Annotated in this window: 12 protein-coding genes and 1 pseudogene; 5 read left to right on the forward strand and 8 right to left on the reverse strand. The window is 72.4% G+C overall.

Annotated elements, in window-relative coordinates; all coding sequences use genetic code 11:
* Together AB0C69_RS27100 and AB0C69_RS27105 are read right to left on the reverse strand one after the other, a co-directional pair.
* On the reverse strand, positions 1–778 hold a 778-nt coding region (locus tag AB0C69_RS27100; RefSeq protein ID WP_360358026.1), incomplete at its 3' end, for a methyltransferase.
* An 87-nt stretch (positions 779–865) separates the two neighbouring features.
* Positions 866–1,366: an HAD domain-containing protein gene (locus AB0C69_RS27105; RefSeq protein WP_360358028.1), complete on the reverse strand. Its 501-nt coding sequence runs from the start codon at positions 1,364–1,366 to the stop codon at positions 866–868.
* An 89-nt stretch (positions 1,367–1,455) separates the two neighbouring features.
* On the opposite strand from AB0C69_RS27105, the gene AB0C69_RS27110 reads away from it, so the two are divergent.
* Together AB0C69_RS27110 and AB0C69_RS27115 are read left to right on the forward strand one after the other, a co-directional pair.
* On the forward strand, positions 1,456–2,310 hold the full coding sequence (locus AB0C69_RS27110) for a class II glutamine amidotransferase (protein ID WP_360358030.1): 855 nt from the start codon (positions 1,456–1,458) through the stop codon (positions 2,308–2,310).
* 55 nt (positions 2,311–2,365) lie between these two features.
* Positions 2,366–3,178 (forward strand): PIG-L family deacetylase, encoded by an 813-nt coding sequence (locus AB0C69_RS27115; RefSeq protein WP_345171765.1) that lies wholly within the window; start codon positions 2,366–2,368, stop codon positions 3,176–3,178.
* On the opposite strand, the gene AB0C69_RS27120 is transcribed toward AB0C69_RS27115, so the two are convergent.
* From AB0C69_RS27120 to AB0C69_RS27140, 5 genes are all read right to left on the reverse strand, one after another.
* On the reverse strand, positions 3,171–4,313 hold the full coding sequence (locus AB0C69_RS27120) for a hypothetical protein (protein WP_360358032.1): 1,143 nt from the start codon (positions 4,311–4,313) through the stop codon (positions 3,171–3,173). The two genes, AB0C69_RS27115 and AB0C69_RS27120, sit on opposite strands and share 8 nt — an antisense overlap.
* Positions 4,310–5,752, reverse strand: a complete 1,443-nt coding sequence (locus AB0C69_RS27125; protein ID WP_360358033.1) for a hypothetical protein — start codon at positions 5,750–5,752, stop codon at positions 4,310–4,312. The genes AB0C69_RS27120 and AB0C69_RS27125 overlap by 4 nt, the downstream gene beginning before the upstream one ends.
* Positions 5,753–5,937: 185 nt before the next feature.
* Positions 5,938–6,300, reverse strand: coding sequence for a VOC family protein (locus AB0C69_RS27130; RefSeq protein WP_360358034.1), 363 nt, complete (start codon positions 6,298–6,300; stop codon positions 5,938–5,940).
* 85 nt (positions 6,301–6,385) lie between these two features.
* Entirely contained in the window at positions 6,386–7,018 is a 633-nt protein-coding gene (locus AB0C69_RS27135; protein WP_360358035.1) for a helix-turn-helix domain-containing protein, read from the reverse strand.
* Positions 7,011–8,303 carry an acyl-CoA dehydrogenase family protein gene (locus tag AB0C69_RS27140; protein ID WP_360358037.1) on the reverse strand — a complete coding sequence of 431 codons (1,293 nt, stop codon included), beginning with the start codon at positions 8,301–8,303 and terminating at the stop codon, positions 7,011–7,013. Before AB0C69_RS27140 ends, AB0C69_RS27135 begins: the two co-directional genes overlap by 8 nt.
* Before the next feature lie 106 nt (positions 8,304–8,409).
* Here AB0C69_RS27140 and AB0C69_RS27145 point away from each other — a divergent pair, with 106 nt between their 5' ends.
* The 3 genes from AB0C69_RS27145 (at position 8,410) to AB0C69_RS27155 (ending at position 11,160) form a co-directional block, all read left to right on the forward strand.
* Complete coding sequence (locus tag AB0C69_RS27145; RefSeq protein ID WP_360358039.1) at positions 8,410–9,474, forward strand: phosphotransferase family protein; 1,065 nt, start codon at positions 8,410–8,412, stop codon at positions 9,472–9,474.
* Between the two features lie 54 nt (positions 9,475–9,528).
* Positions 9,529–10,035, forward strand: coding sequence for a GNAT family N-acetyltransferase (locus tag AB0C69_RS27150; RefSeq protein ID WP_360358041.1), 507 nt, complete (start codon positions 9,529–9,531; stop codon positions 10,033–10,035).
* A gap of 186 nt (positions 10,036–10,221) precedes the next feature.
* Positions 10,222–11,160 carry a TIGR03621 family F420-dependent LLM class oxidoreductase gene (locus AB0C69_RS27155; protein ID WP_360358043.1) on the forward strand — a complete coding sequence of 313 codons (939 nt, stop codon included), beginning with the start codon at positions 10,222–10,224 and terminating at the stop codon, positions 11,158–11,160.
* A 314-nt stretch (positions 11,161–11,474) separates the two neighbouring features.
* On the opposite strand, the pseudogene AB0C69_RS27160 reads toward AB0C69_RS27155, so the two are convergent.
* Positions 11,475–11,770 (reverse strand): annotated as a pseudogene (locus tag AB0C69_RS27160) (hypothetical protein); the annotation flags it as partial.

Raw genomic sequence — 11,770 nt, forward strand, 5'->3', positions numbered from 1 at the left:
GTCGATACGGCCGCGCATCGGCGCAATCCGCGGCGGCCTTCTCGTCGTCCCAGTCGTGGATGACGCTCTTGAGCACGTAGGCGCCGGGGCCCGCGGGGACGGCCTCGAAGAAGTCGCCCGGCACGATCTCGGCCCGGTCGGCGACGTCGGCCAGGGGGCCGGACGCGTCGGCCAGCCCCGTCGGCAGGTCGAACAGGACGCCGCGCAGGCCGGGGTGGGCTCGCAGGATCGCGGCGAGCAGCGTGCCGTCCCCGCCGCCGAGATCGGCGACCGTCTCGTAGCGGGCGAAGTCGTGCGCCTCGATGAACGCCGGGGCGACGTCGCGGGTGTGCTCGGCCATCGCCCGGTTGAACGTCGCCGACAGTTCGGGGTCCGAGGCGAAGTACTCGAACGGCGTGCTGCCCGTCACCCGCTCCCACGCGTACTCGCCGGTGCGGACCGTCTCGGCCATGTCGCCCCACGTCCGCCACACCTGCGGGCCGCAGAACAGCCTGATCAGCGAGCGGATCGAGTCGGGGGCGTCCGCGCGCAGCCGCCGCCCCTCCTCCGTCAGCGCGAACAGGTCCGGCTCCTTCTGCTCCACGATGCCGAGGCCGGCGAGGCCGCGCAGCAGCCGGTGCAGGGACGGCGCGTGGGCGCCGGTCGCCTCCGCCAGCTCGGTGCTCGAGCTCGGCCTGCCTTCGGTGAACGCGTCCGCCACCCCGAGCTCGGCGGCGACGTGGATCATCTGCGCCGGCATGAACCCGAAGGCCAGGTCCATCAGTGGTGATCTGGGCATGGTCGACTCCCTTCCTTGTCCTCCACGACGCTAGGAGGCCCCCGGAAGGGATGTATTGGACGTTTGGAACCTCGCCCGCGCCCGCGATCAGCCCGTGCGGGCGCGCAGCCAGGCCGCGGCGGCCTCGACGTGGTCGTCGGTCAGGCCGGTCAGCGGGTCGATCTCCACGAGCAGGTGGTCGGCGACGTCCGGCTCCCCCGCGATGCACTCGGTGGCGTCCGGCTCGTCCTCGAACCAGACGAACGGCCGGTCCTCCGCCCACGCCGCGACGTGCCGGGCCTTCCAGGCGCCCAGCGTGCGCCCCTCCGTGATGCCGGGGAACCGCGGAATCGGCACGAACGGCAGTTCCGGAAGCCCGATGCGGGGAGCGATCCACTCGTTGGCGCTGTCGCACCAGTAGCTCGCCCACGCCAGCTCCGCGCCGGTGGACTCGGCCAGGTCGAGAAGCGCCGCGCCGTGCCCGGGATAGAGCCACAGCTTGTACGTCATCCCGTTCGGGGAGCACTCGTGCCGCTGGAAGCCGCGGTGCGGCCGCTCGAACGGGTTGAGCACTCCGTCAACGTCCAGCAGAACCACCGGCGACCCCATACACGGACCGTACGGCATCCGGGGCCGCCCGTCGAAGGCGATTCGGCGCGCGGAGTCTTAGGCCGCCGCCGAGCGGGCATCGTCCCTGCATGTGCCGCCTGTTCGGGATGACCACGGGAGGACCCCGCGTCCGCGCCACCTTCTGGCTGCTGGACGCTCCCGACAGCCTGCGCTCGCAGTCCCGCCGGATGCCGGACGGGACGGGTCTCGGCTGGTTCTCGCTCGGCGGGGAGCCCGTCCGCGACCGCGCCCCCGTCGCCGCGTTCCAGGACGCCGACTTCAACTCCGAGGCGCGGCACGTGGTGTCGCACACGTTCATCTCCCATGTCCGGTACGCCTCGACCGGCGCGCCCGACGTCCACAACTCCCACCCCTTCGTCATGGACGACCGGCTGTTCGCCCACAACGGGGTGGTGCGGGGTGTCGACGTCCTCGGCTCCTGGCTCACGGACGTCGAGCGGGCGCCGATCAAGGGGCAGACCGACTCGGAGTACGTGTTCGCCTACGTCACCGCGGAGATCCGGCGGCAGGGCGACACCGCGTCCGGGCTGATCGCGGCCGTCCGGCGCATCGCCGCCGAGTTGCCGGTCTTCGCGTTGAACATCCTGCTGGCCGAGTCGGGGCGGCTGTGGGCGCTGCGCTACCCCGACACCCACGAGTTGTGGGTGTCCACCCCGCACCTGACCGAGCCGGGCGCGGAACGCCACCTCGGCGCGGGGCGCGAGGAGGGCCAGGTGAAGGTGTCCAGGCACCGCGAGCCGACGCCCGCGTGCGTCCTCGCCAGCGAGCGCCTGGACGACGACCCCGGCTGGCGGCTCCTGGACCCCGGCGAGCTGCTCGTGCTGGACGGCATGGAGGCCTCCTCGGTGTTCCCGTTCGACGCGCCCGCGCACCCGCTGACGGTCGCCGACCTGAAGGGGGCCGAGTCCACCTCGCAAGCATGATCGACTGTCACACCCGGGACATAGAGTGGACGGCCGAACCTGCGAGGAGACCCGAATGACGCAAGAACTCACGCTGATGGCCGTCCACGCCCACCCCGACGACGAGGTGCTGGGAACCGGCGGCCTGCTCGCCCGCAGCGCGGCCGAGGGCGTTCGCACCGTCCTGGTCACCTGCACGAACGGGGAGCAGGGCGACGACTCCGGCGGCGTGAAGCCCGGCGAGCCCGGGCACGACGCCGAGGAGGTGGCGCGGCGCCGCCTCGCCGAGCTGCGCGAGTCGGCCTCCCTGCTCGACATCGGCCACCTGGAGCTGCTCGGCTACCGCGACTCCGGCATGGACGGCTGGTCGACCAACGACGACCCGGCGGCGTTCGCGAACATTCCGCTGGAGGAGTCCGCCGCCCGGCTCGCCGCGCTGATGGAGCGCTACCGGCCGCAGGTGGTCGTCACCTACGACGAGAACGGCGGCTACGGGCACCCCGACCACATCCAGGCCCACCGGATCGCGCTCGCCGCCGCCGAGCAGACCGGCATTCCCGACAAGCTCTACTACACGGCCATTCCCCGGTCGGGGATCAAGCAGATGTTCGAGGCCGCCCGGGCCGCGGGCCTGGACCTCGGCTTCGAGCCGCCCGAGGACTTCGGCACCCCCGACGAGCTGATCACCAGCGTGCTGGAGGTCTCCGCCCATTTCGAGGCCAAGCGCGACGCCCTGCTGGCGCACGCCAGCCAGGGCGAGAACATCTTCCTGCTGAAGCTGCCGGAGGAGATGCAGAAGGCGGCGTTCTCGTCGGAGGCGTTCGTCCGCCGCTTCAGCCGGATCGAGGCGCCGGCCCGGGAGGACGACCTCTTCGCGGGCCTCAGGTAGCGCGGCGCTGCGCCCGGAAGTGGTCGAGGACGTCCTGGCGCAGCAGGTAGCCGAACCCGGCCCGTTCGAGGCGCAGCGCCAGGCCCGCGCGGTCGGTGCCGAGAGCGGCGGCGGTGGCGCCCAGCCGCCAGTCGTGCTCGGCCAGCCGCTTGAGGAGGTACCCGCGCCTGACCTGCGCCTCCGAGAGTCGGAACGTCTTCAGGTAGGCGATCTCGCCCTCCCCGCCGGTGATGATCTCCCCGATGTGGTTCTCCCGGCCCAGCGCGAACGAGGGCAGGAACCGCGCCAGCTCGAACCCGTGCAGCGACTGCACCCTCTGGCGCGACCCGTCCTCGTCGAAGAGCCGCCCGGCCATGACCTCGTCGTGGAAGGCGGCCCACTCCGCCTCGCGGATCTCCACCGCGGCGCGCAGGTCGCCCAGCGTCCTGATCCCGGCGGGGTCGATCGGCGCGGTCAGGTCGCGCGCCGGGGCGCCCAGCAGGCCGTACATGTAGATCAGCTCACCGAAGAGGTCCTCGACCAGCGTCGGGTGCAGCGCCCGGTAGTCGTCGGGGTGCGGCACGACGAACGCGCTGGCCAGGGCGTCGGCGACGTACACCAGCACGCCGCACTGCCCGGGATGGATCTCGAAGATCCGCAGCGCGTCCTCCAGGCCGCGCACCCGCCGGCCGAGGTAGGTCTCCTCGCAGCGCGGCGACAGCCCGTGCGCGACCGCCCGGCGCGACCACTCCTCCCAGGCGATCTCCGGACCGCCGAAGTGCAGCGCCAGATAGCCCTCGATGGCCAGGTGCAGGGGAAGGAACCGGAGCCGGTCCTTGCCCGCCTTCCTCGCCATCCGCCGCGTGAACCGCACGGGCATGCGCGGCGGGGCCGCCCGGGTGTCCCGCTCCAGGAGGCGCGCCCCGTACGAGGCGGCCTGCGCCTGGTCGCCGTCGCTCCACGTCGCGACGAAGGCGTGGGGAACGAACGAGACATAGGCCGCGTCACCCACGTCCACGACGGTGACCGGCTCCTCAAACGCCTTCCGGTGCAGCCGCAGGTGCGGCACGGGCTCGTCCCGGACGAGGGGGACGAGCCTGATCGAGCCCCACACCTGCGCGGGCCTCGTCTCCAGGCCGTCCAGCGCGGTCGTCATGCGCCCTCCCCGAGGAAGCGGGCGGTCCGGTCGGCCAGGTGCGCCCGCAGCTTCGGCAGGCCGACCCGCCCCTCGGCGAACCGGGCCAGCTCGACCAGCGTCGGCAGGTCCTCGGCGTCCCGGACGCCCGCGGTCGGCACGCCCGGCGCCAGCCGCCGCACGTCGAATCCGTCCGCGTCGTACACCGGGTTCAGGTGCACGATCATGACCCGCTGCCCCGGGGCGCGGCGGTGCCCGGGGTCCAGGCGCGTCCGCCAGACCCGCAGGACGTCCGCGGCCAGTCCCGGCGGCGCGTTGTCCCACCCGTCGGAGACGATGAGGAGCCGCTCGGGCGCCGTCTCCAGCGCGTCGATGATCCGATGGCCGAGCGGCGTCGGACCGGACGGGTACATCAGCAGCGCGTCGGTGCGTCCCGACGTCCACAGCGGCGTGTACTCCTTCGCGAGCGCCTCCAGCAGGTAGTGCGCTGCGAGCGCGACTGCCAGCGGGCGCCTGCGCTTCTCCCCCGAGCCCAGCGAGGAGTAGCTGTCGTCCAGAACGGCCGTGACCCGTCCCCACGAGCCGCGCGCGGCCCCGGCCACGCGCCGGGCGGCGGTGCGCAGCGCCAGGGTCAGCTCGGCTCGCCGCCGGGCCCGGTCGTCCAGCGGCAACGCCAGCACGTACGAGGCGAGCCTCGTCAGCGGCATCTCGCCCAGGTCGGCCCGCACGGCCTCGACCTTCGCCTCCCGCGCGCTCTCCTGCAGGCGCAACCGCTCCAGCCGCGTCATCCGGTGCTGGATCCGCTCCAGGAAGACCTCGCGGGGGATCTTGTGCTTGGCCGCGAAGCCCTCCGCGACCGTGTACGGGAGCTCGTAGATCGCGGCCTGCTCGTAGTGCGCCCGCCGCCACTGCTCGTAGAGGGGCGTCTGGAACGCCTTGACGCCGGACGGCGCGAACAGGAACGCCGCCTGCTCACCCCGGAGCCGCAGATGCGCGTGCCGCGCCGCGTCCTTCACCGCCGTCCGGTACTTGACGGAGTCGAACGCCGGGTCGCGGCGCCCGGCCATCCAGTCGCGGATGACGGCGCGCGTCCGCCGGTTGTTCACGCCGAGCCGCCGCAGGTCGCGGAACAGCCGGTACACCCGCTGCGGCGGCAGCGTCTCCAGCCGCCGGGCGATCAGCCGCCCCTCGCCGCGCCGCCGCTCGACCCCCACGTCGCCCGCGCGCACCAGGAGATTGCGGATGATGATCGCGGCGTTGTGGTCGTTGACGTCCAGCGCGAGCACCGCCGCGTACATGTCGCGGTAGTTCTCCAGCATGTACTCGTGCAGGAACTCCAGGCTGAGCCGCTGCTCCCCCGAACCGTGGTGGAACTCCCGCTGCCCGGTGGACGTGATCGCCGCGTTCACGAACATCAGCACGTCCTCGCACGCGACGAGGTCGGCGAACGTCTCGCTCATCACTCCCCCGGTCGGTCGAAGGCGCCGGCCGGGGAATGGGGGCGCGAGCAGCGAAGCATCGCTTAATAGGCAAGTTCCGGAAGTCGCACCGAAGTCCCGCGGCCGGCCCCCGCACCGTAGCACCGCATTTCTCGCGAATCCCCTCATTAATCATGAGGGTTGAGGGCGATCGGCCCCTTGCGGAGTCAGGGGCGGTAGGTGCCGAAGTACCACTCGTTGCCGTCGGGGTCGCGGGCCGCGTAGTCGCGGGAGCCGTAGTCCTGGTCGGCCGGCTCGCGGAAGATCTCGGCCCCGGCGGCCTTCGCGCGGGCGTGGTGGGCGTCGGGGTCGTCGACGGCGACGTAGACGGCGGCCGTGGCGGTCGAGGCGGGCCCGAACATGATGAGGCCGGTGTCGTAGCGCATCTCGGCGTGCACGATGGCGCCCTCGTCGTCCTTGTGCACGTCCACGGGCTCGAAGCCGAACACCTTCTCCAGCCAGTCGAGCGTCCTGGCCGGATCGGCCGCCCGGATCAGCGGGTAGAAGGTGCGGCGGATCTCGCTGGTCATGTCGTCCCTCCCTGGGTCTGGGATGCCCAGTCTGCGGGAAGCGGAGTCCCCCGTCTTGGACGAATGTGACCTGCCCTTCCGGCGATCAGCGGCGGGCGGCGTCGCGTTCGGCCGCGAGGCGGCGGGTCTCCGGGGAGACGGGGGCGCCGAGGATCGCCGCGACGACGTCGATCAGGTAGCTGGTGAACAGGCGGTCGTCGGTCCGGGGGCCGGAGCGGGCGCGGCGGGCCAGTTCGATCGCGGCGTACAGGATGGCGGTGAAGCGGCGGTGCAGCCGGGCCGCGTCCTCCTCCAGGAGGGGTTCCACCAGGGTCCGCCACCGGCAGAGGCTGTCGCGCGGGTCGTCCAGGACCGCCATGGGGACGAGGGGCTCCGGGCGGTTCAGCACGTCCGCCCAGATCTGCAGGTACGAGCGCCCCGACGCGTCGGCCAGGCGGGCCGCCATGGGCCGGACGAGGGCGGCGGCCAGGGGCCGGACGCCCTGCTCGCCGTCCTCGTAGGCGTCGAGCAGGGCGTGCCGGCGGGCCTCGACCTCGGGGGCATGCCGGGCGAAGATCGCGCGCAGGATCCCGGCGCGGTCGCCGAAGTGGTACTGGACGGCCGTGGCGTTGCGGGCGCCGGCCTCCTGGAGGATCTCGCGGAGGCTGACGGCGTCCACGCCGCGGGCGGCGTAGAGGGTCTCGGCGGCGTCCAGCAGTCGTTCCCGTGTGTCACTCATTGCCGATCGCATGCTCCAGGGCCTCGGCGTACCGCTCGCGGGCGGCCTCCCGGCGGGTGGGCAGGTGGCCGGACGGCCACAGCCCCTCGACGGGCTCGACGTCGCGCAGCAGCTGCCGGGCCACGGTGATCTTGTGGACCTCGGTGGGGCCGTCGGCGATGCCCATCGCCTCGGCCCCCATCATCATGGCGGCGAACGGCATCTCGTTCGACACGCCGAGCGCGCCGTGCAGGTGCATCGCGCGCTGGACGACGTCGTGGTAGACCTTCGGCATCGCCGCCTTCACCGCCGCGATGTCCTTGCGGACGGCCTTGTAGTCCCGGTGCTTGTCGATGAGCCAGGCGGTGCGCAGGACGAGCAGCCGGAACTGCTCGATCTCGATCCAGCTGTCGGCGATCTTCTCCTGGGTCATCTGCATCCTGGCAAGCGGGCCGAAGCGCGTGCGCCGGGAGACCGCGCGCTCGCACATCATGTCGAACGCCTTGCGGACCTGCGCGATCGTCCGCATGGCGTGGTGGATGCGGCCGCCGCCGAGGCGGGTCTGGGCGATCGCGAACGCGCCGCCCTCGTCGCCGAGGAGGTTCTCCGCCGGCACCCGGACGTCCTCGTAGCGCAGGTAGCCGTGGGAGCCCTCGCGCTCGCCGCCGACGCCCACGTTCCGGACGGTGACCAGCCCGGGCGCGTCGGCCGGGACGATGAACATCGACATGCCCTCGTAGGCGGACACGTCCGGGTTCGTCACGGCCATCACGATCAGGAAGGTCGCGTGGCGGGCGTTGGAGGAGAACCACTTCTCGCCGTTGATGACCCAGCCGTCGCCGTCGCGGACGGCGCGCGTGGTGAACAGGGTCGGGTCGGCTCCCCCGTGCGGCTCGGTCATCGAGTACGACGAGGAGATCTCGCCGTCCAGCAGGGGGCGCAGGTAGCGCTCCTTCTGCTCGGGCGTGCCGAAATGGGCGATGATCTCGGCGTTGCCGGAGTCGGGCGCCTGGCAGCCGAACACGGACGGCGCCCAGCGCGAGCGGCCCAGGATCTCGTTCAGCAGCGCGAGCCTCACCTGCCCGTACCCCTGGCCGCCCAGTTCGGGACCAAGGTGGCACGCCCACAGGCCCTTCTCGCGCACCCGGTCCTGGAGGGGGCGCACGAGCCGCTTGTAGCGGGGGTCGGACTTGTCGTAGGGGTCGCCGAGCACCAAGTCCAGGGGTTCGACCTCGTCCCGGACGAAGGCGTCCGCCCAATCGAGAAGTTCCTGGTAGGCGGGGTCGGTCTCGAAATCCCAAGCCATGGCGAGCCTCCTCGGTCGTCTTCACCGATAATCGGTGTACCTCAGTAAGTAATGCAAGTGCATGACTGTTACTCTCCGGTACATCGAGCGACGGAAAGGGACCGCCGTGCAGCCTGAGCAGATCGACCGCGCCCTGGTGGACTTCGACGTCCTGGCCGGGTGGATGGAAAGCCGGGGCCTGCCGGGCGGCCCGTTCGAGGACGTCCAGCGGCTGGCGGGCGGCACCCAGAACACGCTGGTCCGGTTCCGGCGGGGTGGACGCGACTACGTGCTCAGGCGCGGCCCGGGCCACCTGCGCGCGAGGACGAACGAGGTCCTGCGGCGCGAGGCCCGCGTGCTGGGGGCCCTCGACGGAACCGACGTCCCCGCGCCGCGCCTCATCGCGGCCTGCCCGGACGAGACCGTCATGGGCGGCGCGGTCTTCTACCTGATGACCCCGGTCGACGGCTTCAACGCGTCGGTCACGCTGCCCGATCTGCACGCGGGCGACGCGGGCGTCCGGCGCGAGATGGGACTAAACGCGGCGAGAGCGCTCGCCGCGCTGGGCGCCGTGGACCACGAGGCCGTCGGCCTCGGCGACTTCGGCAAGCCCGAGGGCTTCCTGGAGCGGCAGGTGGGCCGCTGGATGTCCGAGCTCGACTCCTACAGCGCGCTGGACGGCTATCCCGGGCCCGACATCCCCGGGCTTGACGACGTCGCGCGGTGGCTGGAGGAGCGCCGACCCAAGGCGTGGCGCCCGGGGATCATGCACGGCGACTACCACCTGGCCAACCTGATGTACTCCTTCAACGGCCCGGAGGTCGCCGCGATCGTCGACTGGGAGATGAGCACCATCGGCGACCCGCTGCTCGACCTCGGCTGGCTGCTGGCCACCTGGCCCGACCGCGCCGACCAGAGCGCCGCCCTCGCCGGGCCGCTCGGCGCCGCGGGCGGCCTGCCCACCGCCGAGGAGCTGGTCGAGGTCTACGCCGAGCGCGCGGACGCCGTCGCCGGGCGCGACCTGTCGTCCATCACCTGGTACGCGGTGCTGGCCTGCTTCAAGCTCGGCATCGTCCTGGAGGGCACGCACGCCCGCGCGTTCGCGGGCAAGGCCCCCAGGGAGACCGGCGACCTCCTCCACTCGATCACGCTCGGGCTCTTCACCCGCGCGCACGGCTTCATCGGCTCCTGAGCCCCTCGCCCCGGCGATCGTGAACTGCCAGGATCTCCCTCACGAGGAGGTGCGATGGAGATCCACAAGGGCGGGCCCGGCGACGCGCCGATGATGCTGGCGATGCTGGACGGGGCGGTGGCGTGGCTCGCCGCCAACGGCCGCACGGGCCAGTGGGGCGGCGAGCCCTGGTCAGAGGATCCGCGCCGCGTCGAGCGGATCTCCGGGATCGCCCGCGACGACGAGATCTGGGTGGCGCGGGTCGACGGGCGGCCCGCCGGCGTCATGGCGGTCGCGCCCGGCCCCCCGCACTACGTCGACCCGGTCGACGAGCCGGAGCTCTACATCACCCTCCTGGTCACGGACCGGGCGTTCGCCGGGCACGGGGTGGGCGGCGCGCTGATCGCCAAGGCGAGGGACGAGGCCAGGGCGAAGGGCGTGGGCCTGCTGCGCGTCGACTGCTACGGCGGCGGCGACGGGCGGCTGGTGGAGTACTACCGGGGCAACGGCTTCGAGACGGACGCCGCCTTCACCGTGGGCGACTGGCCGGGACGGGTGCTGTCCCAGCGTGTCGGCGGGTAGGCCGCCCGCTGCTTGAAAAACCGCGCGGCACGTCGCAGCCTGGAAACGACCGGCGCGAACGGGGCAGTCGGTGACGCCCTTACGCCGCACGGACGGCGACCGAGCCGCTCGCCTCGTTCCGCCGGTCCGACCCTCATGTCGCATTCCTGCCAGCCAGACGGCCCTGCCACGGGGCACGCTCGGAACATGCACAGGAACTTCCGCTTCGGCGTGGTGGGCGAGTCGATCCGCTCGGGCGCGGAACTGGCCGGCACGGCCCGCCGCGCCGAAGAGCTGGGATACGACGTCCTGACCTTGCGGGACCACTTCGTCGCCGAGCCGTTCGGCGAACAGCTCGCGCCCATGGTGGCGCTGGCGTCCGCCGCGGCCGCGACGAGCACGCTGCGGCTGGGCACGATGGTGCTGTCCAACGACTTCCGGCACCCGGTCATGCTCGCCAAGGAGGCCGCGACGCTCGACCACCTGTCGGGCGGGAGGTTCGAGCTGGGCCTCGGCGCGGGCTGGCTGCGCGAGGAGTACGCGGCCGCCGGGATGCCCTTCGACCCGCCCGGGACGCGGGTCGGGCGGCTGGCGGAGTCGCTGCGGATCCTGCGCGGCCTGCTGAGCGGCGAGAAGACCTCGTTCACCGGCGAGCACTACACGATCGACGGCCTCACGGTCTTCCCCCGTCCGGAGCAGCGCCCGCCCCTCGTCGTCGGCGCGGGCAGCCGGCGCATGCTCGGCATCGCCGGCCGGTACGCCGACACCGTCGGGATCCTTCCCCGCGCGCTGCCCGAGGGGACGATCTCGGACGAACTCTCCGAGCGCCTTCCCGACACCATCGCCCGGAAGGTCGACTGGGTCCGCGAGGCCGCCGGGGACCGGGACGTCGAGCTGAGCATGATGGTGACGCCCGCGTTCGGCCCCGACCCCCGCCGCGCCGCCGCGAAGGTCGCGGTGATGCGCGGCTGGGGCGCCTCGTCGACCGAACTGGTCCTCGGCATGCCGTCCCAGTTCGTGGGCCCGCCCGAGCACATCGCCGAGCAGATGCTGGCCCGCCGCGACCGCTTCGGGTTCACCTACTACCAGGTCTCGGACGCGGCCATGGAGGCGTTCGCTCCCGTCATCCCCCTCCTGGCCGCCTAGAGGGGGTCGGCGAAACCGGCGTGCACGGCGAGGCTCAGCTCCGGTTCGGTGAGCCGGTCTCCCTCCAGGGCGCCGACGATGCGGCCGTGCTGGAGGACCACGACCCGGTGGCACAGCTGTCGCGGGAGCTGGCACGCGAGAACGCGGGCACGCTGAAAATGGGGATTCCCCGGTGATCTTTCGATACCGGGGAATCCCCGTTTTCCATGCACCGGCAGCCCTGCGCCGGGTCTTGGAGAGGCCATGCGAGCCGGTCGTGGCCGGGCTCACATTCGCGCTGTGAGCCGTTTCACGAATGGCCCGCCGGCCTCATGTCATGAGCCGAAAGGCCGGGGATTGCCCTTCTTCCCGGCGCCGGAGCCCCAGGAAAGGACCTCCCACTTGACGCCCTTCAGGTGGCCCTCGCCGGAGCCGGCGTCGTACTTGCTCGCCGGCTTCTTGCCGTCCAGCAGGTACCGGAAGGTGTAGGTGTCGAGGTCGAGCATCACGCCCCGGTGGGACGGCTCGCCGGGCCCGCGGTCACCGACGAAGCCGGTGATGCTGCGGCCCTTGTAGGTCACCTTGACCTTGGTGTGCATGGGCCAGCTGGGGCTGGCGAACAGGCCCTTCT

This window comes from Actinomadura sp. NPDC048032, from assembly GCF_040653175.1.
GTDB lineage: Bacteria > Actinomycetota > Actinomycetes > Streptosporangiales > Streptosporangiaceae > Spirillospora > Spirillospora verrucosospora.